Consider the following 21,744-nt stretch of genomic DNA (forward strand, 5'->3'; position numbering starts at 1 on the left):
GTCGGGCTCACTATGGCGCGTCGGCGGCATCAGGAAGAACACGAAAATCATGAACGTTGGCTGGTGTCCTACGCCGACTTCATTACGCTGCTGTTCGCCTTTTTCGTGGTGATGTATTCAATTTCGTCAATCAACGAAGGCAAGTACAAAATTCTTTCCGACACGCTGGTGGGCGTCTTCAATCAGCCTGATCGCGCCGTCAAACCGATTCCGGTGGGCGAAGAGCGGCCGCTGACCACCGAGCCGGAAAAGATGCAGGACCAGGACGAAGCCCACGGCGAAGACCCGAGCAAGGCCCTGCAAGAAATCAGCGACGCGGTAAAAACGGCATTTGGCGACCTGATCAAAAGCGATGAATTGAAGGTGCGAGGCAACGAGTTGTGGATTGAAATCGAGCTGAACTCGAGCCTGCTGTTTCCCAGCGGCGACGCGATTCCCAACGACACCGCCTTCACCATCATCGAAAAAGTTGCCAAAATTCTGGCGCCTTACGAGAATCCGATTCATGTGGAAGGGTTCACAGATAACCTTCCGATCAAGACCGCGCAATTTCCTACGAACTGGGAGTTGTCTACGGCGCGGGCAGCTAGCATTGTAAGAATGATGGCCATGGATGGCGTGAACGCCGGGCGCCTGGCAGCGGTCGGTTATGGAGAGTTTCAGCCAATCGCGGATAACGCGACGGCAGAGGGAAGAGCGCGCAATCGCCGGGTGGTTCTGGTGGTGTCACGCAACTTGGATGTGCGGCGCAGTGTGAGTGGTGTAGGCAGTGGCCATGCACAGCCCGACGCCGCGTTAGAGCGGGCTGGCACACAACCTGCACAACCGCCTGCGGTGCAGCCGCCTTCGGGCGGTGCTGTCAATTCCCCGTCGCCGGCCCCTTAGGTTGGCGCTTGTTCTCGGTAAGCCCTTGGTGCGCCGGGAGGATAACGAACATGAGAGTCTGGGCAGTAGCCAATCAAAAAGGTGGGGTCGGCAAGACCACCACAAGCATCGCACTAGCAGGGCTGTTGGCCGATGCGGGCAAGCGCGTGGTTGTGGTCGACTTGGATCCCCATGGCTCCATGACGAGCTATTTCGGGCATGACCCCGATTCGCTGGAGCACAGCGCATTCGATTTGTTCCAGCACCAAGGCAGCGTGCCGCAAGGGTTGCCGGGGCAATTGCTGCTGCCCACCAGCCATCCGCTTATTTCGCTAATGCCCTCCAGCACGGCGCTCGCCACCCTTGAGCGGCAGTCGCCAGGGCAGAGCGGCCTGGGCCTGGTGATCGCCAAAAGCCTGGCGCAGCTGTGGGATGACTTCGACCACGCCATCATCGACAGCCCGCCCTTGCTTGGCGTGTTGATGGTGAACGCCTTGGCCGCCAGCCAGCAGTTGGCCATTCCGGTGCAGACCGAGTTTCTCGCCGTGAAGGGTTTGGAGCGTATGGTCAGTACGCTGGCGATGATCAACCGTTCGCGCAAACAAGCGCTGCCGTACACCATCGTGCCGACCCTGTTCGACCGCCGTACCCAGGCCTCGTTGAGCACCTTGCGCACCTTGCGCAACGCCTATCCCGATCACCTGTGGCCCGCCTACATTCCGGTGGATACCCGTTTGCGCGACGCCAGTCGGGCAGGGCAGACGCCGTCTCAGTTTGATGACAAGAGCCGGGGTGTACTGGCGTATCGCGCGCTGCTCAAGCATTTGCTCAGCCACGAACTGTCTGCGCAGGTCGCATAGCATGGCGATTTTTGCTATCAGGGCTGGCTCAAGTCTGCGGCAGATGCTGCCGATATATGAGTCAGTCCATTTCACCAGGTTTGTTCTATGAGTCGTCCTACCGCCACCGCTAATCGCCCGCAGCTGGCCTTGCAGTCATATCTGGACGGCTTGCTGCAGGAAGCGGCTGCCGAACTGGCCGACGCGCTTCCTGCTGAGCCGGTGAGCCTTGCGGTCGTTGCACCAACACCGGCGCCGGTGGCGGCTCCCGTGCGTGCCGTGCAGCCAGCGCCTGTGAGCAAGCCGACGCCGGTGGCGGTTGAGTCCGACGCCGTTTCCCTTGATGAATTCGAAGCCGCGGTGCTGGAAGAACAGGTGCGCGACGCGCGTCTGCAAGCGCCGCCTGTGGCTGCCCGACCTGCTGCGGTCGTGCTGGAGCGGCCGACGCTGGTCCTGCCTACCCTGGAAATGCCCAAGCCGCTGCTGATGCCAACCTTGCTGGTCGAGCAGGCTGAGCCAGTCGCGGAAAAACCGATTGAAGCAAAACCCGTCGTCGAAAAACCTGTGGTGCTTGCGCCGCCCGTGGCCGAGTCGATAGTCGAGCAGCAAATCCACACCGACATGACGCCCACGCCGCCACCGTTGCAGCTCGAAGGCCAGCCGAGCTGGGGCGAGGAGCCGTTCGAGTGCCTGCTGTTCGACGTCGCCGGCCTGACGCTGGCCGTGCCGTTAGTGTGTTTGGGCTCGATTTACCCGCTGGTGGGCCAGGAGCTGACGCCACTATTTGGCCAGCCGGACTGGTTCCTCGGTATCCTCCCGTGCCAGGCTGGCAACCTTCGGGTACTCGACACCGCGCGCTGGGTAATGCCCGACCGCTACCGCGATGATTTCCGCCAGGGCTTGCAGTATGTGATTTCCGTGCAAGGCTACGAATGGGGCCTGGCGGTGCATCAGGTCAGTCGCTCGATCCGCCTGGACCCCAAAGAGGTCAAGTGGCGCAGTCAGCGCAGCCAGCGGCCTTGGCTGGCGGGCACCGTAATCGAACATATGTGTGCGTTGGTGGATGTGGCCGTTCTGGCCGAGTTGATCGCCAGCGGCGCCGCCAAGCGCCTAGGCAGCGATGGTCGCGTGCAGTAACGGATTGAACAGCCCCGCCAGCCGGGGCGCTAAAGTAAACGGCGGGTTACACCCGTACGCCACGACAGTGGCATTGATGAGGCTAGGGATATGAAGAAAACGTCCGCGCAAGGTTCCGAAGATCCCATTCTGCAATGGGTGACGTTTCGTCTGGATAACGAAACCTACGGCATCAACGTGATGCAGGTGCAGGAAGTGCTGCGCTACACCGAAATCGCCCCGGTGCCGGGTGCCCCTAGCTACGTGCTGGGCATCATCAACCTGCGCGGCAACGTGGTGACCGTGATCGACACCCGCCAGCGCTTCGGCCTGGACTCCGGTTCGGTTACCGACAACACCCGTATCGTGATCATCGAAGCCGACAAGCAAGTGGTAGGCATCATGGTCGACAGCGTTGCTGAAGTGGTTTACCTGCGCCAGTCTGAAGTGGAAACCGCGCCTAACGTCGGCAACGACGAGTCGGCCAAGTTCATCCAGGGCGTCTGCAACAAGAACGGCGAACTGCTGATTCTGGTTGAGCTGGACAAAATGATGTCCGAAGAAGAGTGGTCCGAACTGGAGAGCATCTAACCCATGCTCGACATCGCGCTGTTGGTGCTTGCCCTGGCTTGCGTCTCGCTGGGCGGCACCTGCATCTGGCTGGCGGGACGACAGCGAGAATTCGCTCGTCAGTTCGAACACCAGGCACAGCGCGACGCACTGCGCGACCAAGCGATTAAAGAACTGAAAAAGCGGTTGGACACCTACCTGACCGGTAGCATCCGCATGGGTGAAGAACTCTACGAACTGCGCCGCACCCTGGCGCCGATTCCGGACAAACTCAGCCAGATTGAACAACGCGACCCTAGCAATCTCTCCTTCACTCAGGCCGCCCGCCTAGTCGGCCTGGGCGCCAGTGTCGACGACCTTACTCAATCCTGCGGCCTCAGCCGCGCCGAGGCTGAGTTGGTGAGCAAGCTGCATCAAGCCAAGCGCTAACGCCGCCTGGCTCCTACAAAGGGCGCTTAATCCAGCAACCGCTGCGGCGTATGCGGCGTGACATCTTTCTCGCCACCTTCATCCGGGGTAAACCCTTCCGGGCACTTGCCTTTCAAGTACCACGCAAACGCGATGATCTCGGCCACGCTGCGGTACAGCTCTTCGGGAATGGAATCACCTAATTCCATGCGCGCCAGCAGACGCACCAGTTCGGCGTTTTCGTAAATCGGCACTTCATATTCCCGAGCCACGGCCAAAATGGCTTCCGCCAATTCATCGTCGCCCTTGGCGGTGAGGCTCGGTGCGCTCTTGCCGTCGTAGTTGAGCGCAATGGCCTGGCGGGGGGCTTCACGTTTCATGCTTTTTCGTCAATCCAGCGTTGTTCGAGGGTGGTGCGCGGGCCTTGGGGCGGCACGCCTTGCTGGCAGGCCAATTCGCCGACATTCAAGCCAGCAGCGGTCAGGCGATCACGCAGGGTGCCCAGTTCGTTATCGATCAGGTTCACTGTGCTGGCCCGTTCTGCCCACAGCTGGCTGGTCAGGCTGCCGCGCGCCAGTTGCGCCTGAACTTGCAGCGGGCCCAGCGGCGGAATGTCGAAAGCCAATTCGATGCGCCACACCGGCTCTTGCTGCTGACCTTTCTTGCCGCCCTTGCCAGATTTCTCTTCTTCTTGCGCATCTTCACGCTGCATTTTCAATTGCAGCGGCACCAGGTCTTGCCCGTTGCGCATCGGAATTTCCATCTGCCAGGTGGTCAGCAGATTGCCTTCCGGCGTCAGCTGGCTCTGCGCCAGGCTCGACAGTTGATGCGTCTGCAAGCGGGCCACGGCGGCGGCGGCGAGCTTCAACAGGCCTTCCAGGTCGCCTTCGTTTTCCATTTCCTGTTGCAGCTTGCTTGGCAGCGGGAATGTCAGGCCTTGCTGCTTAACGCCGGTTTGCCCCAGCGCGCCGAGGGCGTTGCGCAGGAACACCGGTAGCGCTTGGCCGAGGTTGGCGCCGATGTTGTTTGGGCTAATCGCCGCGCCGCTGGGCAGGGCCGGCAAAATTTGTGCGATCAGGCGCAGCAGGTTGGCTTTCATGTCTTGCGAAAGCCCGGCGGTGTTGCCACTGAGCAGTTTGGCTTCGAGGAACATGCCGCTCTTTTCCAGCGCTTGCGACAGGCCTTTGGAATCGCTCAACTGCGCGCCGTCGGGCAGCGAGCCCAGCAGCTTGTCGATGGCGCCGCGCATGCCTTCGGGCAGGCCTTCCTTGCCGCTCAGGCCTTGCAGCGATTTCAGCAGATTCTCCAGAGAGCCTTGACGCGCTTGCTGACTGCCCAACTGTTGGCCCAGCTCAAGTTGATCGAGACGGCCGCTGAGTGGCAGAAAGGTCAGCGATTGGTTGCTCTGCACCTGCGCGGTCAACAGGCTGCCGACGGGCAAGTTCAGCGGCGTTTCAATCGACAATTTACTGCCGGCCAGCGGCGTGTTGAGCAGGGCGACCAGCACTTTATTCAGCACCTGCAACGTTTGCGGCTGCACAAACGGTTGGCTGGACTCGACCTTGCCTTGAATCACCGTGCCCGGCGGCATGGCCTCGCCATCTAGGCTGGTGAGCGGATTGCCGCCAGCGGCCACCTGCATCAGCACGGACAAACGCGTATCGGAAAGCGCCGTCACCGCCACGGTGCTGCCTTGGATCAGCGGTTGGCTGGTGGTTGCCTGCACGGTGGCTTGCTGGCCGCCGTTCACGGTCAGCCTGAGCAGCACTTGTTGGAAGTTCTGCGCCAGGTCTTTCACGCTGACCACTTCGGCGGTGGTGCTATCGCCTACGGCCAGCAGGTTGCCCAGCGGCTGCAAGAGTTTCACCGCCGCATCGGTCACCGAGGTGTTCGGGCGTGGGGTCGGCGCAACGGGGGAGAGTGGGCGAGTGCTACTGATTTCGCTCATCGGCGGTTTACAACCTGTCGAAAAAGCCAGCTTCGAGGGGCGGGCGTGACATGTATAATGCCGCCCCGTCCGGGTCGGCCGTGCAAGTGGCTTGCCTGAGTATAGCGGCCAAGCTTGCCTGGACTTGATAGCAAAAGCAGCGCCAGAACCACCCCGTCCGGAATTTTCCCCCGGCCCCTTAGCCCGCAGGTCAGCCTAACCTTGAAGAGCCCCTTTCTCGAAGCTGTAGCACTCGCCTGTGAGCGGGACTGGCGCATGCTTTTCGAACAGTTGGAGCTGCGGTTGGCGGCGGGCGACATGCTGCAAATCAGCGGCCCCAATGGCAGCGGCAAAACCAGCCTGCTGCGCTTGCTCGCCGGGCTGATGCAACCGACCGCTGGCGAAGTGTTGCTCAATGGCCAGCCGCTGACCACGCAACGCAACGAGCTGGCCCGCAACCTGTTATGGCTTGGCCACGCGGCAGGCATCAAGGGTTTGCTCACCGCTGAAGAAAACCTCACCTGGCTCTGCGCCCTGCATCAGCCGGCCACGCGCGATGCCATTTGGCAGGCGCTGGAACAGGTGGGTTTGCGCGGTTTTGAAGACGTTCCCTGCCACACCCTGTCTGCCGGCCAGCAGCGCCGCGTCGCCCTGGCGCGCCTGTATCTCAACCCACCACCGTTGTGGATTCTCGACGAACCGTTTACCGCGCTGGACAAAACCGGCGTCACCCAACTCGAAGCGCACTTGGCCGAGCACTGCGAACACGGCGGCATGGTGCTGCTGACCACGCACCACACCCTGGCGCAGCGGCCGAGCGGTTACCGCGAATTGGACCTGGGGCAGCCCCGCCCATGAGCAACGTCTTCACCTTGTTGGTCGCCCGCGAGGCGCGCTTGCTGTTCCGCCGTCCGGCTGAGCTGGCCAACCCGTTAGTGTTCTTCGCCATCGTCATCGCCTTGTTCCCGCTGGCCGTTGGCCCGGAAAGCCAACTGCTACAAACCCTGTCACCCGGCTTGATCTGGGTGGCGGCGCTGTTGGCGGTTTTGCTCTCGCTGGACGGGCTTTTTCGCAGCGATTTTGAAGACGGTTCCCTGGAACAGTGGGTCCTTTCGCCGCACCCGTTGGCTCTTCTGGTATTGGCCAAGGTGCTGGCACACTGGCTGTTTTCCGGCCTGGCGCTGGTGCTGCTGGCGCCCTTGTTGGCGCTGATGCTGGGCTTGCCGGGGCACTGCATTCCCGTGCTGTTGGCCACTTTATTATTGGGAACGCCGGTGCTCAGCCTGTTGGGCGCGGTGGGTGCGGCGCTTACCGTCGGCCTCAAGCGCGGCGGGCTGTTACTGGCGCTGCTGATTCTTCCGCTTTATATCCCCGTGCTGATTCTCGGCAGCGGGGCGCTGCAAGCCGCGTTGCAGGGCTTACCAGTGATCGGTTACTTGCTGTGGATGGCCAGCCTTGCTGCCTTGGCCGTTACCCTGACACCTTTTGCGACCGCCGCAGGCCTGGCCATTAGCGTCGGCGAATAAAAATGACGTGGTTACCCTGATGAATTGGACTTGGTTTCACAAATGGGGCTCGCCCAAATGGTTCTACCAGATCAGCGGCCGCTGGCTGCCCTGGTTGAGCGTGGCGGCCGTTCTGCTCATTGCCACCGGTCTGGTCTGGGGCCTGGCGTTCGCGCCGCCGGATTACCAGCAGGGCAACAGCTTTCGCATCATCTATATCCATGTGCCGGCCGCCATGTTGGCGCAGTCGTGCTACGTGCTGCTGGCGATTGCCGGTCTGGTCGGGCTGGTATGGAAGATGAAAATCGCCGACGTCGCCCTGCAATCCGCCGCGCCCATTGGCGCCTGGATGACCGCCATCGCGCTGCTCACCGGCGCCATCTGGGGCAAGCCGACCTGGGGCTCGTGGTGGGTGTGGGACGCGCGCCTCACCTCCATGTTGATTCTGCTGTTCCTCTATTTCGGCATCATCGCCCTGGGCAACGCCATCAGTAACCGCGACAGCGCCGCCAAGGCGTGCGCCGTGCTGGCGCTGGTGGGCGTGGTGAATATTCCGATCATCAAATACTCGGTGGAGTGGTGGAACACCCTGCACCAGGGCGCCACGTTCAAAATCACCGAACGTCCGGCCATGCCGTCGGAAATGTGGATTCCGCTGTTGCTGATGGTGCTCGGTTTCTACTGCTTCTTCGGCGCCGTGATGCTGATGCGCATGCGCCTGGAAGTGCTCAAGCGCGAAGCCCGCAGCAGTTGGGTGAAAGCCGAAGTGGCGCAACAGATTGAAAAAGGAGGCGTGCGATGAGCTTTGCCTCGTTCAGTGAGTTTCTCGCCATGGGCCACCATGGTGTTTATGTCTGGACCGCCTATGGCATCAGCCTGGCGGTGTTGGCGCTCAACGTCGCGCTGCCGGTTCTGGCGCGCCGTCGTTATCTGCAAGAAGAGGCGCGCCGTTTGCGCCGGGAGAGTCAGAAGTGAATCCGCTGCGTAAAAAGCGCCTGTTGATCATCCTCGCCATCGTCGCGGGCGTCGGCATTGCCGTTGGCCTGGCGTTGAGCGCCCTGCAGCAGAACATCAACCTGTTCTACACGCCCACGCAAATCGCCAACGGCGAGGTGCCGCATGACACCCGTATTCGCGCCGGCGGCATGGTGGAAAAAGGCTCGCTGGTGCGCAGCGGCGATTCGCTGGACGTGCAATTCGTAGTCACCGACTTTGCCAAAAGCGTGACCATTCGTTATCGCGGCATTCTTCCCGACCTGTTCCGCGAAGGGCAGGGCATCGTCGCCCTCGGCAAACTCAACGCCGACGGCGTGCTGATCGCCGACGAAGTGCTGGCCAAGCACGACGAAAAATACATGCCGCCCGAAGTCACCAAAGCGCTGAAAGACAGCGGCCAATCGGCTCCCCAAGACGGCGCCGCCTATGCCCCGGCAAGTGGAGATAAACAACCATGATGGCCGCCCTGATCGTTCCCGAAATTGGTCACCTGGCGATGATCCTCGCCCTGTGCATGGCGCTGGTGCAGGCCACCTTGCCCATGATCGGCGCCTGGCGCGGGGATCGGCAGTGGATGGGCCTGGCCCAGCCGGCCGCCTGGGGCCAGTTCAGTTTTCTGGTGCTGGCCTTTGCCTGCCTGACCTGGGCGTTTATGACCGACGACTTCTCCGTCGCCTACGTCGCCAACAACTCCAACAGCGCGCTGCCCTGGTACTACAAGTTCAGCGCCGTGTGGGGCGCGCATGAAGGCTCGCTGCTGCTCTGGGCGTTGATTCTCGGCGGCTGGACCTTCGCCGTGTCGGTGTTCTCCCGCCAGTTGCCGCAAGTGATGCTGGCCCGCGTGCTGGGCGTGATGGGCATGATCAGCATCGGTTTCCTGCTGTTCCTCATAATCACCTCCAACCCGTTCGAGCGCCTGCTGCCACAGAGTCCGGTAGACGGCCGTGACCTCAACCCGCTGCTGCAAGACATCGGCCTAATCGTGCACCCGCCGATGCTGTACATGGGCTACGTCGGTTTTTCCGTCGCCTTCTCCTTTGCCATCGCCGCCTTGCTTGGCGGGCGTCTGGACGCCGCCTGGGCACGCTGGTCGCGGCCGTGGACCATCGTCGCCTGGGCGTTTCTGGGCATCGGCATCACCCTCGGTTCGTGGTGGGCGTATTACGAGTTGGGCTGGGGCGGCTGGTGGTTCTGGGACCCGGTAGAAAACGCCTCGTTTATGCCCTGGCTGGTGGGCACGGCGCTCATCCACTCCCTGGCAGTCACGGAAAAACGCGGCGTGTTCAAAAGCTGGACCGTGCTGCTGGCCATTGCCGCCTTTTCCCTGAGCTTGCTGGGCACCTTCCTGGTTCGTTCCGGCGTGCTGACTTCGGTTCACGCCTTCGCCTCGGACCCCGAGCGCGGCGTGTTTATTCTGGCGTTCCTGCTGGTGGTGGTCGGCGGTTCACTCACCCTGTTCGCCCTGCGCGCACCGGTGGTGAAAAGCCAGGTCGGCTTTGCGCCGTGGTCGCGGGAAATGCTGCTGCTCGGCAATAACCTGGTGCTGGTGGTGGCCGCGTCGATGATTCTGCTCGGCACCTTGTACCCGCTGGTGCTCGACGCGCTGACTGGCGCCAAGCTGTCTGTCGGCCCGCCGTATTTCAACGCGCTGTTCGTGCCGTTGATGAGCCTGCTGATGATCGTGATGGCCGTGGGCGTGATCGTGCGCTGGAAAGACACCCCAGTGAAATGGCTGCTCGGCATGCTCAGCCCGGTGCTGATCGCCAGCGTGGTGCTCGGCGGCGTGGCCTCCATGGTGCTCGGCGACTTCAACTGGGCGGTGCTCGCCGTGTGCCTGCTGGCGGCCTGGGTGCTGCTGGCCGGCGCGCGCGACTTGCTGGATAAAACCCGCCACACCGGCCTGCTCAAAGGCCTGGGCAAAATGACCCGCAGCTACTGGGGCATGCAACTCGCCCACCTTGGCATCGCCGTATGCGCCCTGGGCGTGGTGCTCTCGAGCCAGAACAGCGCGCAACGCGACATGCGCATGGAGCGCGGCGAGTCGACTGACTTGGGCGGCTATCACTTCGTGTTCGACGGTGCCGAGCACTTCGAGGGCCCGAACTTCACCTCCGACCGTGGCACCGTGCGCGTCATTGAAGACGGCAAGGAAGTCGCCGTACTGCACCCGGAAAAACGTCTGTACACCGTGCAGCAGTCGGTGATGACCGAAGCCGGCATCGACGCCGGGTTTACTCGCGACATCTACATTGCCCTCGGCGAGCCGCTGGACAACGGCGCCTGGGCCGTACGCATTCACGTCAAACCCTTTGTGCGCTGGATCTGGTTCGGCGGCTTGCTCACCGGCTTCGGTGGCCTGCTGGCGGCGATGGACCGGCGTTACCGCGTCAAAGTCAAAACCCGAGTGCGTGAAGCCTTGGGCCTGGAAGGAGCGTAGGCATGAAGCGCGCGTTGTTGCTGTTGCCGTTGGCGGTATTTCTGGTGGGCGCGGTGTTTCTGTACCGCGGCCTGTTTCTCGATCCGTCGGAATTGCCGTCGGCCCTGATCGGCAAGCCGGTGCCGGAGTTTTCGTTGCCGGCCGTGGACGGGCAGAAGACCCTGACTCGCGCCGACCTGCTGGGCAAACCTGCACTGTTGAACGTGTGGGCGACGTGGTGCATTTCCTGCCGAGTCGAACACCCGGTGCTGAATAAACTGGCCCAGCAGGGCGTGCGTGTGTACGGCGTCAATTACAAAGACGAAAACGCCGCCGCGCTGAAATGGCTCAAGGAATTCCACAACCCGTACCAGCTGAACATCAATGACGCCGAAGGCAGCCTGGGGCTGAATCTGGGCGTGTACGGCGCGCCGGAAACCTTTCTGATCGACAGCAAAGGCATCATCCGCCACAAGTTTGTCGGCGTGATCGATGAGGTGGTTTGGCGCGAACAACTGGCCAGCAAATACCAGGAACTGGTCGACGAGGCCGCGCAATGAAGCGTTGGCTTGCCGCAATGGCGCTGGGCTTGAGCTTGGTCGGCGTGACTCAGGCTGCCATCGACACCTACGAGTTCGCCAACGAGGCCGAGCGTGAACGCTTTCGCCAGCTGACCCTGGAACTGCGCTGCCCCAAGTGCCAAAACCAGGACATCGCCGACTCCAACGCACCGATTGCCGCCGACCTGCGCAAAGAGATTTTCCGCATGCTCGGCGAGGGCAAAAGCAACGAGCAAATCGTCGACTTTATGGTCGATCGCTACGGCGAATTCGTGCGCTACAAACCGGCCGTCACTGCGCGCACCTGGCTGCTCTGGTTCGGCCCGGCTGCCTTGTTGGGCACCGGTTTGCTGGTGATGGTGGTGATGGGCGTGCGCCGTCGTAAGCCGGTTGCTGGCGCTGACCTCACCCTGTCGGGCGATGAACAAGCGCGCCTTGATGCGCTGCTCAAAGCCGACAACTCTTCTTCTGTGGCTGCGGACAAAACTTCCCAATGATTGAATTCTGGCTCTCTGCCGGCCTGCTGTTGCTGGTGGCCTTGGCGTTTTTGCTAATCCCCGTTTTGCGCGGTCGCCGCGCCCAGCGCGAAGAAGACCGCACCGCCCTGAACGTGGCGCTGTATCAGGAACGCGTCGCTGAACTGCAAGCCCAGCAACAAGCGGGCACGCTCGGCGACGAGCAACTGCAAGCCGCCAAAGCCGAAGCCGCCCGCGAGCTGCTGGCCGACACCGAAGGCGCCGACCAGGCGCGGGCCTCGAAGTTGGGCAAATGGGTGCCGCTGCTGGCCGCCGTGCTGGTGCCGGTGCTGGCCGTCGGCATGTATTGGCATTGGGGCTCGCTGGACAAAGTGCAGCTCGCACAAGACGCCACCCAAGCGCCGCGCACCATCGAAGAAATGACGGCGCGCCTTGAACAAGCGGTGAAAGCGCAGCCCGAATCTGCCGAAGCCTGGTACTACCTCGGCCGTGCCTACATGAGCCAAGAGCGCCCAGGCGATGCCGTCGGCGCGTTCGACAAGGCCATCAGCCTGGCCGGTCGCCAGCCTGAGTTGCTCGGGCAACTGGCCCAAGCCAAATACTTCGCCAACAACAAACAGTGGTCGGCCGAGTTGCAGGGCTTGACCGACGAGGCGCTGAAAACCAATCCGCAAGAAGTCACCAGCCTTGGCTTGCTGGGGATTGCCGCGTTCGAAGACAAACGCTTCCAGGATGCCGTGACCTTCTGGGGCCGGCTGGTCGCCTTGCTGCCGCCCGAAGATCCGTCGCGCGCCGCCATCGAAGGCGGCATCGCCCGCGCCCGCGAACAATTGCCCGCTGATCAGCAGCAAGCGCAACAGCCGCCGACGGCTGCCGAGAGTGGCACGGTGCTGAAGGTGCGCGTCGAACTTGCCGCCGCACTCAAAGACAAGGTGCACCCGGGCGACAGCGTATTTGTGTTTGCCCGCGCCGCTTCGGGGCCGCCGATGCCGTTGGCGGTAAAACGCCTAACCGTCGCCGACCTGCCCGCCGAGGTCAGCCTCGCCGACAGCGATGCGATGATGCCGCAGCTGAAACTCTCCAACTTCCCTCAGGTCATACTGCAAGCTCGCATTTCGCGGGCAGGCAATGCCAAGGCAGGCGAGTGGATCGGCCGCAGCCAGCCCTTGGCCAGTAGCAGCAAGGATCAGCAGCAGCTGACCATCGACTCCGCGGACGGACAAGCACAATGAGCACATGGGCACGGGGCGCAGCAGCGCTGATGATTTTGGCTTTGGCCGGTTGCACCACGCCGGCCGTGCAACAACCCAGCAGCGAACCGATTCCCGTGCCGCCCGGCAACCTGCCGCAAACCCCGCCGGGCAAAACCACGCAGCAACCCAAAAGCGCACCGTTGCCGACCCAGGCACCGGCCAGCACCCGTCTTAAAGCCCACCCGCACTTCGCCCCGCCACCCGGCGTAAGCAGCTACTGGGATACGCAGTTGGGCGTGTATGTGCTCGATAAAGTGCCGGGCCTTTACTACCGCCAACGCACCTACTACCGCTGGAACGACGGTTGGACCTGGGCCACCTACGCCAACGGCCCGTGGTTGCCGGTTGACGCCACCGGCCTGCCGCCGGGCTTGAATCGACTGCATCCGTAAGGGCAAAAGCTCGCGGCTGAAGCCGCTCCTACAGAGGTCAGATGCTGTTGCGGGAGCGGCAAAAGCTCGCGGCTGGAGCCGCTCCTACAGAGGTCAGGTGCTGTTGTGGGAGAGGCTTTAGCCTCGATAGCCGCAACGCCATTTCAGCGCTTGCTCGCTTTCACCATCACGCCATAACCAATCACTGCTGCGAAAAACGACCCGGTCAAAATGCCGATGCGGTCCATGCCCGCCAGCGCACTTTCGCCCGGCTCGAACGCCAGCGAACCGACAAATAGGCTCATGGTGAAACCGATGCCGCATAGCACCGCCACGCCGAGCACCTGACCCCAATTCGCGCCCTCCGGCAATTTGGCGATGCCCACGGCAATCGCCAGCCACGCCAGGCCAAACACGCCCACGGTTTTGCCCAGCAACAAGCCGCTGGCGATGCCCAACGGCACCGGGTGCAGAAAACTATCAAGCCCCACGCCCGCTAGCGGCACGCCGGCATTGGCGAAGGCGAACAGCGGCAGCACGCCAAACACCACCCACGGATGCAACCCATGCTCCAGCGCCCGAGCCGGGGAGGGCACGCCATCGCGGGTGCGCAGCGGAATGGTGAAGGCCAGCGCCACACCCGCCAACGTCGCATGCACGCCGCTCTTGAGCACGCACACCCACAAAATCAAGCCCACCAGCACATACGGACTGAGGGTTTGCACCCCCGCGCGGTTCATGCCAATCAGCACCGCCAGGCACGCACCCGCCAGCAGCAGCGAAAGGGTCGACAGGTCGCCGGAATAGAACAGCGCAATGACGATGATCGCGCCGAGGTCATCAATGATCGCCAGCGTCATCAAAAACAACTTGAGCGTCAGCGGCACGCGCTTACCCAGCAAGGCGAGCACGCCCAGGGCGAAGGCAATGTCGGTGGCCATGGGAATCGCCCAGCCGTCCATGGCCTCGGGGTGCTGACGGTTGATGGCCCAATAGACCAAGGCCGGCACCAGCATGCCGCCAATCGCCGCCATGCCCGGCAGCACAATCTGCGAGGGATGGGACAGGTGCCCCTCCAACACCTCGCGTTTCACTTCCAACCCGATGGTGAGGAAGAACAGCGCCATCAGCCCGTCGTTAATCCACAGCAGCAACGGCTTGGCGATTTTCAGCGCGCCGACTTGCACCACCACCGGCGTTTCCAGCAAACCGTTGTAGAGAAAATCCAGCGGCGAATTGTTGATGATCAACGCCAGCACCGCAGCGGCAATCAACAGCAGGCCGCTGGCCGCCTCCAGGCGGAAAAAGCGTGTCAATGCGTGGCGAACAGACAATGTCGTGCTCCTGAAAAGGCGGGTGCAACTGGTAAAACAGTTGCGCTGAGGATAGCTGCTCCACTGTAGCTGGGCGGGCGGGTGCACGGTTCCTATACTGGCCGTCAGAAAATGCGGAGGTGTGTGTGCAACAGCGTGAAGGCCAGGCGCTTGCCTGGGGTTGTTTGGTCGTTGCCATGGCCTTGTGGGGCAGTTCGTTTATTGCCTTGAAGTTCGCGTTCAGCGAGATGCCACCGATGTGGGTGATCTTCGGCCGCATGGCCTTGGGCAGCGTGGTGTTTCTGCTGGCCTGGCGCTGGCGTGGCCGCATCGACTACCGCGCTGGCGACTGGAAATACCTGCTCGGCCTGGCCGCCTGCGAACCCTGCCTGTACTTCATCTTCGAAGCGCTGGCACTGCAACGTACCAGCGCTTCCCAAGCCGGCATGATTACCGCGCTGTTGCCGCTGCTGGTGGCGGTCGGCGCCTACCTGACACTGCGCGAACGCATCAGCCGCACCACGCTCGCCGGCTTTCTACTCGCGGTAGTGGGCGCCACCTGGCTCAGCCTGGCGGGCGAGGCCGACGCCCATGCGCCGGCGCCGCTGCTGGGTAACTTCTTCGAATTCGTGGCCATGCTCTGCGCCACCGGCTACACGTTGCTGCTTAAGCATTTATCCAGCCGCTACTCGGCGTTTGCGCTGACCGCGCTGCAGGCGTTTGTGGGCTCGGTATTTTTTCTGCCCTTGGCGTTGCTGGGCGCCGACGTGCCGGCCGACGTCACGGTCAAAGGCTGGGGCGCGGTGGTGTACCTGGGCATTGTCGTCACGGTCGGCGCGTACGGGCTCTATAACTTTGGCGTCGGCCGCCTGCCTGCCAGTCAGGCCTCTGGCTTCACCAATTTGATACCGGTGTTCACCTTGCTGATGGCCGCGCTGTTTCTCGGCGAGCGCTTGAATGCATGGCAACTGTTAGCGGTCGGGCTGGTCTTTATTGGCGTAGCACTCAGCCAATGGCGGCGTGACCCCAAGGTGCCGGCCCCTGCTGGAATTCTCGACTGAAGGTAAGCCATGAGCGGTTCACGTAACGACGACCCCAACAAACAAATCGCCGCCCGCGCCTGGGCGCGAGAAGCCATTCGCATCATCGAGGCCGACTTCCAGCGCAGCGCCGACACCCACCTTATTCCTCTGACGGTGCCGGGCCTGCCGGGCATCGAGCTGTATTTCAAAGACGAATCCAGCCATCCCACCGGCAGCCTCAAACACCGCCTGGCGCGTTCGCTGTTTTTGTATGCGCTGTGCAACGGCTGGCTGAAACCGGGGGCACCGGTGATCGAGGCCTCCAGCGGTTCCACGGCCATTTCCGAAGCGTATTTTGCGCGGCTGCTGGGCTTGCCATTTATTGCCGTGATGCCGGCCACCACCTCGAAAGAGAAAATCGCGCAAATCGCCTTTTATGGCGGCCAGAGTCATTTGGTTAAAGACCCGACGCAGATCTACGCCGAATCCGAGCGCCTGGCGCAGGAGAGCGGCGGCCATTTCATGGACCAGTTCACCTACGCCGAACGCGCCACCGACTGGCGCGCGAACAACAACATCGCTGAGTCGATTTTTCAGCAGATGCGCTTTGAACATTGCCCCGAACCCAGCTGGCTGGTCTCCAGCCCCGGCACCGGCGGCACACTCGCCACCCTCGGCCGCTACGTGCGCTACCGTCGTCACGCCACCCGCGTGCTGTGCGCCGATGCCGAGCGCTCGGTGTTTTTCGACTACTACCGCACCGGCGACGCCAGCTTGCGCCTGGACCACGGCTCGGGCATCGAAGGCATCGGCCGCCCGCGCGTGGAAGCCTCGTTCGTACCCGCCGTGATCGACGCCATGTGCAAAGTGCCCGACGCCCTGTCGCTCGCCGCCATGCACTACCTGGCGCAGCGCCTGGACCGGCACGTCGGCGGCTCCAGCGGCACCAACCTTGTCGGCGCGTTGCTGGTCGGCCAGCGCATGGTTGCGGCCGGCGAGCAGGGCTCGATAGTTGCCGTACTCTGCGACGGCGGCGAACGCTACGCCACCTCTTATTACAACCCTGACTGGCTCGCCGCTCAGGGCTACCACTTACAACCCTTGATCGACCAGATCGCCGCTTGCGCCGAACGGGGCGAAGCGTTGCCCGATCTGCCCACCGCAGGAATCTGAGCCATGAGCGACGCTGCACCGACCATTCGATTCGCAGAACCTGACGACGTACCGGCGCTGACTGAACTGCTCCTCGAACACGGCCCCAATCCCTGGAACTACCTGCCCGAAGACGGCGTGCGCGAACACCTGCAAGGCATCGCCCACGGCTCGGTTGAAGCGGTAGTGGCCGAGCAAGGCGGGCGCATCGTCGGCTTTGTCAGCTTTATCCAAACCTACCAATTCGCCGACCAGCAACCCGCCGCGCGGCGCGATGAAGCGCAGGGTTATATCTGCGAAGCCGTGGTGCACAAAGACCTGGCGGGGCAGGGCCTGGGTTCGGTGCTACTGGAAAAAGCCGTGGCCCGGTTGGGCGAGAAGGGCTTGGTCGACATCTACATCGACCGCCACGAAGAAAACGTCGCCTCGGCCGGCATGATGCGCAAGGCCGGCTTCAGCGAACTGCTTACCTACTCCGATCCCGAACGCCGGCCCAACGGCTCGCGGCGAACGACGGTGTGTTACCAGCGGTTCAGTGCTTAATAGCAATCGAGGCTAAAGCCTCTCCTACAGAAACGAATTCCTGTAGGAGAGGCTTTAGCCTCGAGCTTTTTAAGGGTGGCCGCCTTTTCGCTTACGCCGCAAACCCACCATCAATCGTCAGGTTGGCACCGGTGATATAGCCCGCTTCCGGGCCTGCCAGGTAGCTGACGAAGCTGGCGATTTCTTCCACCTTGCCGTAACGGGCCAGCGCCATGCCTTGTTTCAGGGTGTCGGCGAACTCGCCGCTGTCCGGGTTCATGTCGGTGTCGACCGGGCCGGGCTGCACGTTGTTGACGGTGATACCACGGCCGCCCAGGTCGCGGGCCAAACCTTTGGTAAAGCCGACGATGGCCGATTTGCTCATGGCGTAAATCGAACCGCCAGCAAACGGAATGCGCTCAGCGTTGGTGCTGCCGATGGTAATGATGCGGCCGTTGTCGCGCAGGTGGCGCGCTGCTTCCTGACTGGCGATGACCACGCTGCGCACGTTGATCGACAGCGTGCGGTCGATGTCTTCCATGCTCAGTTGTTCGATGGGCGCAACGGCCAGCACGCCGGCGTTGTTGACCAGAATGTCGAGGCCGCCAAAGGCTTCCACGGCTTGGCCGATGGCGCCGCGAATGGCTTGCTCACTGGCACTGTCTGCCTTGATCGCCAAAGCCTTGCCGCCGGCCGCGACGATTTCTGCCACCAAGCCTTCTGACTGCAGTGCGCTCTGGCTGTAGGTGAAGGCAACGGCGGCGCCTTCACGGGCCAGACGTTTAACGATGGCTGCGCCGATACCGCGCGAACCGCCTTGTACAAATGCCACTTTGCCGCTGAGTGCTGTTTGAGTCGTCATGGTGATTCTCCGAAAGTAAGTAAGTAAGGGGTGTGTCGTTTGGTGTGGCGCCAGTATCAGCGGCGGATTAGTCGGCGAATAGTCGGTAATACGGATATGCTTTCGATACAAACGGTATGGAATGCGCCATGGACACCCTCAACTGCATCGAATGTTTTGTGCGCAGCGCCGAAGCCGGAAGTTTCGCCCAGGCCGCGCGGCGCCTAGGCTTGACGCCTGCGGCGGTGGGCAAGAATGTCGCCCGCCTGGAACAGAGCCTGGACGTGCGGCTGTTCCAGCGTAGTACCCGCAAGCTCAGCCTGACCGAAGCGGGCGAGTATTTTCTGACCGAAGCGGCTGGTGGCCTGACCACCCTGCAACTGGCAATGGGCAACCTAACCACGCTGAAAAGCCAGCCGGCGGGCACCTTGAAAGTGAGCATGGGTTTGTCGTTCGGTCGCGAATACATGGTGCCGTTGCTGGGGGAATTCCTTCAGCGTTACCCACGCGTGGTGCCGGACTGGCACTTCGACAATCGCCCCGTCGACCTGATAGCCGAGGGCTTCGATGCGGCCATCGGTGGCGGTTTCGATTTGCCGCAGGGCGTCGTCGCCCGTGAACTGGCGCCGGCGCACCGCATATTGCTGGCTTCGCCGAGCTACCTGGAAAATGCGCCGCCGCTGCGCACGCCCAGCGATCTGCCCGCGCATGCCGGCATTTTCATTCGCTCACCGCAAACCGGCCGCATCCGCTCCTGGACCTTGCGCAACCGCCAGGGCGCGTTGGCCCCCATCGACATTCCGCCGCGCATGACCTTGAGCGACCCCGAAGCCGCGTGCGCCGCCGCGCAGATCGGATTGGGCCTGGCGTTGGTGAGCGTCGCCCATGCGTTGCCCTATCTGGAACGCGGAACCGTGCAGCGGGTGTTGCCGGATTGGTACGTGGATACCGGCGGCACCACGTTGTACTTCGCCGGGCAGAAGTTATTGCCACAGAAGACGCGGGTGTTTGTGGATTTTGTCGTGGAGCGCTTTAAAGCGCTGGGGCTTGAGAAGCGACTGTCGGCGCTGGAAGGGCCGGCGGCGGGGTAAGCAGATCAGCAGCATCGCGGCTAATGGGAATGCCGCCCAGCCGCTCCTACAGAACCGAGTTGGCCATTAGAGGCACGCCGGGTTTGCCATTTTGGATTCCGAGTCGTCGGACCGCCACCTTCGCGGGAATGACGTGAATCCTCCAACCCACCTCCGTCATCCCCGCGTAGGCGGGGATCCAGAATCGCGAAAGGGAACGCCAAACTCGGCGCTAACACAGCACCTGAAGAAGCGACTGGGCGGCATCCCGTTCAGCCGCGATGTTGTTTCAACCCTCGCGAATCCCCAACAAATCCCGCGCCACCGCTTCGGCGATACGAATGCCATCGACGCCAGCCGACAGAATCCCCCCGGCATAACCGGCGCCTTCACCGGCCGGAAACAACCCGCGCACGTTCAGGCTCTGCAAGTCATCACCGCGGGTAATGCGCAGCGGCGACGAGGTGCGGGTCTCGATGCCGGTGAGCACGGCGTCATGCATGGCGAAACCTTTGATCTGCTTGTCAAACGCCGGCAACGCCTCGCGAATGGCCTCAATGGCAAAGGCGGGCAGGGCGTCGGCCAAGTCCATCAGGTTCACGCCGGGTTTGTACGACGGCTCGACACTGCCCAACGCCGTGGTCGCCTTGCCGGCAATAAAATCGCCAACCAATTGCCCTGGCGCGTTGTAGTTGCGCCCGCCCATGACATAGGCGTGCGACTCCAAGCGCTCCTGCAACTCCACGCCGGCCAGCGGGCCGCCGGGATAATCCACTTCCGGGGTGATGCCAACCACGATGCCCGAATTGGCGTTGCGCTCGTTACGCGAGTATTGGCTCATGCCATTGGTCACCACGCGCTCCGCCTCGGACGTGGCCGCCACCACCGTACCGCCCGGGCACATGCAGAAGCTGTAAACCGAACGCCCGTTGGAGGCGTGATGCACCAGCTTGTAATCCGCCGCGCCGATTTTCGGGTGGCCAGCAAAGCGGCCCAGGCGGGCCTGGTCGATCAGCGATTGCGGGTGCTCGATACGGAAGCCCACCGAAAACGGCTTGGCCTCCATAAACACGTCGCGGCTATGCAACATACGGAAGGTGTCACGGGCGCTGTGGCCGAGCGCCAGAATCACGTGGCGGCTGTTGATCTGCTCACCGCTGGCGAGGGTCACGCCCGTCAGTTGGCCGTTATCGATTTGCACGTCAGTCACGCGCTGTTCGAAACGCACTTCACCGCCCAAGGCAATGATCTGCTCACGCATATTCGCCACCACGCCCGTGAGGCGGAAGGTGCCGATATGCGGTTTGGCAACGTAGAGAATCTCCTCCGGCGCGCCGGCCTTGACGAACTCATGCAGCACTTTGCGGCCGATAAATTTCGGGTCTTTGATCTGGCTGTACAGCTTGCCGTCAGAGAACGTGCCGGCGCCGCCTTCACCAAACTGCACATTGGATTCTGGATTGAGCACGCTTTTGCGCCACAGGCCCCAGGTGTCTTTGGTGCGCTGACGCACTTCCTTGCCGCGCTCCAGCACGATGGGTTTGAAACCCATCTGCGCCAGCAACAAGGCCGCGAAAATACCGCACGGCCCAAAGCCGACCACCAACGGACGCTCGCCCAACTGCTCAGGCGCGTGGCCGACGAATTTGTATGAAGTGTCTGGGGCGACCGTGATGTGGCGGTCATCGCTGAAGCGCTTGAGCAACGTCGCTTCGTCGCTCACGGAAAAATCGATGGTGTAGATAAAACACAACTCAGCAGATTTTTTCCGCGCGTCATAGCTGCGTTTGAACAGCGTGAACTCCAGCAACTCGTTATCGGCAATACCCAGGCGTGCGACTAGGGCAGGGCGCAGGGCCTCATCGGCGTGGTCGATAGGCAGCTTGAATTCGGTGATTCGTAACATGGGTCGGTCCGTATCAGGGCCGGAGGTAACCCGGCAGCTTGGAGAGGCGCGGATTATAGCCGCGAAAGCCCCTACATGACCGCCACTGCGTCGGCCAGTCTACGGGCGAACCGGCTTCTCATTTTGCTGGCGTTCGAAGTCTTGATACATATCGCGCTTGTGCTGCTCAGCGTCTTCGCGCATTTCCGTGCGCTTGGTTTCGCGGTGCGGGTCTTCGCTGTCGGGGATAACAGTGAGGCCGCTGACGGGCGAGGCGGTTTTGTTGGCGGGCTCGGCGGGTTGTTGCTCGACCGGCAATTCCACCGCCGGCACATTCAGCACGCCGCTGGGCGGCACCGGCTCGATGATGCGCGTGGTTTGGCCCGTGCCTTCGGGGCAGGGCACGGTGGCGTAGGTGGTGCTGCCGTCGGCGGCTACGCATTTGTAGACTTGGGCGTGGGCCAGGGTTGGCAGAAAAATCAGCGCGATTGCAGCGAGTTTCAAAGTGCTTCCCTCACTTTGTGGGCGGTTGGTGCAAGGCTAGCAGGGGACGAAGGCGCGGAAAATGCGCCGGTCGAGGTTTGCAGGAGTCGAGGCTGAAGCCTCTCCTACAGGAGCCAGACGAGAAACTCTGGATC

General features: G+C 62.3%; 25 protein-coding genes. 19 read left to right on the forward strand and 6 right to left on the reverse strand.

The window, feature by feature from the left end; translation table 11 throughout:
- The first annotated feature begins 12 nt into the window (after positions 1-12).
- The 5 genes from motD (at position 13) to AC0IW7_RS05905 (ending at position 3,818) form a co-directional block, all read left to right on the forward strand.
- Positions 13-885, forward strand: a complete 873-nt coding sequence (motD, locus tag AC0IW7_RS05885; protein WP_463382286.1) for a flagellar motor protein MotD — start codon at positions 13-15, stop codon at positions 883-885.
- A gap of 50 nt (positions 886-935) precedes the next feature.
- Complete coding sequence (locus AC0IW7_RS05890; protein ID WP_122496990.1) at positions 936-1,724, forward strand: ParA family protein; 789 nt, start codon at positions 936-938, stop codon at positions 1,722-1,724.
- Positions 1,725-1,811: 87 nt separating this feature from the next.
- Entirely contained in the window at positions 1,812-2,840 is a 1,029-nt protein-coding gene (locus tag AC0IW7_RS05895; RefSeq protein WP_471816388.1) for a CheW domain-containing protein, read from the forward strand.
- A 90-nt stretch (positions 2,841-2,930) separates the two neighbouring features.
- Positions 2,931-3,410, forward strand: coding sequence for a chemotaxis protein CheW (locus AC0IW7_RS05900; protein WP_122451109.1), 480 nt, complete (start codon positions 2,931-2,933; stop codon positions 3,408-3,410).
- A 3-nt stretch (positions 3,411-3,413) separates the two neighbouring features.
- On the forward strand, positions 3,414-3,818 hold the full coding sequence (locus tag AC0IW7_RS05905; RefSeq protein WP_122451110.1) for a DUF2802 domain-containing protein: 405 nt from the start codon (positions 3,414-3,416) through the stop codon (positions 3,816-3,818).
- A 26-nt stretch (positions 3,819-3,844) separates the two neighbouring features.
- Here AC0IW7_RS05905 and AC0IW7_RS05910 read toward each other — a convergent pair whose 3' ends face one another.
- Both AC0IW7_RS05910 and fliK read right to left on the reverse strand, forming a co-directional pair.
- Entirely contained in the window at positions 3,845-4,177 is a 333-nt protein-coding gene (locus AC0IW7_RS05910) for an EscU/YscU/HrcU family type III secretion system export apparatus switch protein (protein WP_471816390.1), read from the reverse strand.
- Complete coding sequence (gene fliK, locus AC0IW7_RS05915) at positions 4,174-5,745, reverse strand: flagellar hook-length control protein FliK (protein ID WP_471816391.1); 1,572 nt, start codon at positions 5,743-5,745, stop codon at positions 4,174-4,176. The genes AC0IW7_RS05910 and fliK overlap by 4 nt, the downstream gene beginning before the upstream one ends.
- A gap of 201 nt (positions 5,746-5,946) precedes the next feature.
- Here fliK and ccmA point away from each other — a divergent pair, with 201 nt between their 5' ends.
- Genes ccmA through AC0IW7_RS05965 form a run of 10 tightly spaced genes read left to right on the forward strand, consistent with a single transcriptional unit; the run spans position 5,947 to position 13,322 of the window.
- Entirely contained in the window at positions 5,947-6,582 is a 636-nt protein-coding gene (gene ccmA, locus AC0IW7_RS05920) for a cytochrome c biogenesis heme-transporting ATPase CcmA (protein ID WP_471816393.1), read from the forward strand.
- A complete protein-coding gene (gene ccmB / locus AC0IW7_RS05925; RefSeq protein WP_122496998.1) occupies positions 6,579-7,250 on the forward strand; it encodes a heme exporter protein CcmB in 672 nt (223 codons plus the stop codon). The genes ccmA and ccmB overlap by 4 nt, the downstream gene beginning before the upstream one ends.
- A 16-nt stretch (positions 7,251-7,266) precedes the next feature.
- The gene (locus AC0IW7_RS05930; protein WP_162998634.1) at positions 7,267-8,031 is read left to right on the forward strand and encodes a heme ABC transporter permease; all 765 of its coding nucleotides are present in this window, start codon (positions 7,267-7,269) and stop codon (positions 8,029-8,031) included.
- Complete coding sequence (gene ccmD / locus AC0IW7_RS05935; protein ID WP_122451116.1) at positions 8,028-8,204, forward strand: heme exporter protein CcmD; 177 nt, start codon at positions 8,028-8,030, stop codon at positions 8,202-8,204. The genes AC0IW7_RS05930 and ccmD overlap by 4 nt, the downstream gene beginning before the upstream one ends.
- Positions 8,201-8,683, forward strand: coding sequence for a cytochrome c maturation protein CcmE (gene ccmE / locus AC0IW7_RS05940; RefSeq protein WP_122497000.1), 483 nt, complete (start codon positions 8,201-8,203; stop codon positions 8,681-8,683). The genes ccmD and ccmE overlap by 4 nt, the downstream gene beginning before the upstream one ends.
- A gap of 11 nt (positions 8,684-8,694) precedes the next feature.
- The gene (locus tag AC0IW7_RS05945) at positions 8,695-10,662 is read left to right on the forward strand and encodes a heme lyase CcmF/NrfE family subunit (protein ID WP_471816570.1); all 1,968 of its coding nucleotides are present in this window, start codon (positions 8,695-8,697) and stop codon (positions 10,660-10,662) included.
- 2 nt (positions 10,663-10,664) lie between these two features.
- On the forward strand, positions 10,665-11,201 hold the full coding sequence (locus AC0IW7_RS05950; protein ID WP_122497004.1) for a DsbE family thiol:disulfide interchange protein: 537 nt from the start codon (positions 10,665-10,667) through the stop codon (positions 11,199-11,201).
- The gene (locus tag AC0IW7_RS05955) at positions 11,198-11,698 is read left to right on the forward strand and encodes a cytochrome c-type biogenesis protein (RefSeq protein ID WP_471816395.1); all 501 of its coding nucleotides are present in this window, start codon (positions 11,198-11,200) and stop codon (positions 11,696-11,698) included. Before AC0IW7_RS05950 ends, AC0IW7_RS05955 begins: the two co-directional genes overlap by 4 nt.
- Complete coding sequence (gene ccmI / locus AC0IW7_RS05960) at positions 11,695-12,909, forward strand: c-type cytochrome biogenesis protein CcmI (protein WP_471816397.1); 1,215 nt, start codon at positions 11,695-11,697, stop codon at positions 12,907-12,909. Before AC0IW7_RS05955 ends, ccmI begins: the two co-directional genes overlap by 4 nt.
- Entirely contained in the window at positions 12,906-13,322 is a 417-nt protein-coding gene (locus AC0IW7_RS05965) for a hypothetical protein (protein ID WP_471816398.1), read from the forward strand. Before ccmI ends, AC0IW7_RS05965 begins: the two co-directional genes overlap by 4 nt.
- A gap of 143 nt (positions 13,323-13,465) precedes the next feature.
- On the opposite strand, the gene nhaA is transcribed toward AC0IW7_RS05965, so the two are convergent.
- Entirely contained in the window at positions 13,466-14,635 is a 1,170-nt protein-coding gene (gene nhaA, locus AC0IW7_RS05970; protein ID WP_471816400.1) for a Na+/H+ antiporter NhaA, read from the reverse strand.
- A 176-nt stretch (positions 14,636-14,811) separates the two neighbouring features.
- Between nhaA and AC0IW7_RS05975 the strand changes: the two genes are divergently transcribed.
- Genes AC0IW7_RS05975 through AC0IW7_RS05985 form a run of 3 tightly spaced genes read left to right on the forward strand, consistent with a single transcriptional unit; the run spans position 14,812 to position 17,331 of the window.
- Complete coding sequence (locus tag AC0IW7_RS05975) at positions 14,812-15,675, forward strand: DMT family transporter (RefSeq protein ID WP_463384671.1); 864 nt, start codon at positions 14,812-14,814, stop codon at positions 15,673-15,675.
- A 9-nt stretch (positions 15,676-15,684) separates the two neighbouring features.
- Entirely contained in the window at positions 15,685-16,809 is a 1,125-nt protein-coding gene (locus AC0IW7_RS05980) for a PLP-dependent cysteine synthase family protein (protein WP_463551873.1), read from the forward strand.
- 3 nt (positions 16,810-16,812) lie between these two features.
- On the forward strand, positions 16,813-17,331 hold the full coding sequence (locus AC0IW7_RS05985; protein WP_471816402.1) for a GNAT family N-acetyltransferase: 519 nt from the start codon (positions 16,813-16,815) through the stop codon (positions 17,329-17,331).
- Positions 17,332-17,422: 91 nt separating this feature from the next.
- Here the strand turns inward: AC0IW7_RS05985 and AC0IW7_RS05990 are convergent, their stop codons facing one another.
- Entirely contained in the window at positions 17,423-18,172 is a 750-nt protein-coding gene (locus AC0IW7_RS05990) for a 3-oxoacyl-ACP reductase family protein (RefSeq protein WP_471816404.1), read from the reverse strand.
- Positions 18,173-18,300: 128 nt separating this feature from the next.
- Here AC0IW7_RS05990 and AC0IW7_RS05995 point away from each other — a divergent pair, with 128 nt between their 5' ends.
- The gene (locus tag AC0IW7_RS05995; protein WP_471816406.1) at positions 18,301-19,242 is read left to right on the forward strand and encodes a LysR substrate-binding domain-containing protein; all 942 of its coding nucleotides are present in this window, start codon (positions 18,301-18,303) and stop codon (positions 19,240-19,242) included.
- A 268-nt stretch (positions 19,243-19,510) separates the two neighbouring features.
- Here the strand turns inward: AC0IW7_RS05995 and AC0IW7_RS06000 are convergent, their stop codons facing one another.
- Positions 19,511-21,127 carry an NAD(P)/FAD-dependent oxidoreductase gene (locus AC0IW7_RS06000; protein ID WP_471816407.1) on the reverse strand — a complete coding sequence of 539 codons (1,617 nt, stop codon included), beginning with the start codon at positions 21,125-21,127 and terminating at the stop codon, positions 19,511-19,513.
- A 99-nt stretch (positions 21,128-21,226) separates the two neighbouring features.
- A complete protein-coding gene (locus tag AC0IW7_RS06005) occupies positions 21,227-21,610 on the reverse strand; it encodes a DUF4124 domain-containing protein (RefSeq protein WP_122497023.1) in 384 nt (127 codons plus the stop codon).
- Positions 21,611-21,744: the final 134 nt, after the last annotated feature.

It is taken from the genome of Pseudomonas sp. AC229 (genome assembly GCF_979254655.1).

Bases quoted from the DNA above. Each gene is read 5' to 3' on its own strand.
- AC0IW7_RS05965 (WP_471816398.1), top strand. From the start codon at position 12,906: ATGAGCACATGGGCACGGGGCGCAGCAGCGCTGATGATTTTGGCTTTG.
- AC0IW7_RS05910 (WP_471816390.1), bottom strand. From the start codon at position 4,177: ATGAAACGTGAAGCCCCCCGCCAGGCCATTGCGCTCAACTACGACGGC.
- AC0IW7_RS05990 (WP_471816404.1), bottom strand. From the start codon at position 18,172: ATGACGACTCAAACAGCACTCAGCGGCAAAGTGGCATTTGTACAAGGC.
- AC0IW7_RS05955 (WP_471816395.1), top strand. From the start codon at position 11,198: ATGAAGCGTTGGCTTGCCGCAATGGCGCTGGGCTTGAGCTTGGTCGGC.
- ccmB (WP_122496998.1), top strand. From the start codon at position 6,579: ATGAGCAACGTCTTCACCTTGTTGGTCGCCCGCGAGGCGCGCTTGCTG.
- AC0IW7_RS05890 (WP_122496990.1), top strand. From the start codon at position 936: ATGAGAGTCTGGGCAGTAGCCAATCAAAAAGGTGGGGTCGGCAAGACC.
- fliK (WP_471816391.1), bottom strand. From the start codon at position 5,745: ATGAGCGAAATCAGTAGCACTCGCCCACTCTCCCCCGTTGCGCCGACC.
- AC0IW7_RS05980 (WP_463551873.1), top strand. From the start codon at position 15,685: ATGAGCGGTTCACGTAACGACGACCCCAACAAACAAATCGCCGCCCGC.
- AC0IW7_RS05985 (WP_471816402.1), top strand. From the start codon at position 16,813: ATGAGCGACGCTGCACCGACCATTCGATTCGCAGAACCTGACGACGTA.
- ccmI (WP_471816397.1), top strand. From the start codon at position 11,695: ATGATTGAATTCTGGCTCTCTGCCGGCCTGCTGTTGCTGGTGGCCTTG.
- motD (WP_463382286.1), top strand. From the start codon at position 13: ATGGCGCGTCGGCGGCATCAGGAAGAACACGAAAATCATGAACGTTGG.
- AC0IW7_RS05900 (WP_122451109.1), top strand. From the start codon at position 2,931: ATGAAGAAAACGTCCGCGCAAGGTTCCGAAGATCCCATTCTGCAATGG.
- AC0IW7_RS06000 (WP_471816407.1), bottom strand. From the start codon at position 21,127: ATGTTACGAATCACCGAATTCAAGCTGCCTATCGACCACGCCGATGAG.
- AC0IW7_RS05995 (WP_471816406.1), top strand. From the start codon at position 18,301: ATGGACACCCTCAACTGCATCGAATGTTTTGTGCGCAGCGCCGAAGCC.
- AC0IW7_RS05905 (WP_122451110.1), top strand. From the start codon at position 3,414: ATGCTCGACATCGCGCTGTTGGTGCTTGCCCTGGCTTGCGTCTCGCTG.
- AC0IW7_RS05895 (WP_471816388.1), top strand. From the start codon at position 1,812: ATGAGTCGTCCTACCGCCACCGCTAATCGCCCGCAGCTGGCCTTGCAG.
- AC0IW7_RS05950 (WP_122497004.1), top strand. From the start codon at position 10,665: ATGAAGCGCGCGTTGTTGCTGTTGCCGTTGGCGGTATTTCTGGTGGGC.
- ccmD (WP_122451116.1), top strand. From the start codon at position 8,028: ATGAGCTTTGCCTCGTTCAGTGAGTTTCTCGCCATGGGCCACCATGGT.
- AC0IW7_RS05975 (WP_463384671.1), top strand. From the start codon at position 14,812: ATGGCCTTGTGGGGCAGTTCGTTTATTGCCTTGAAGTTCGCGTTCAGC.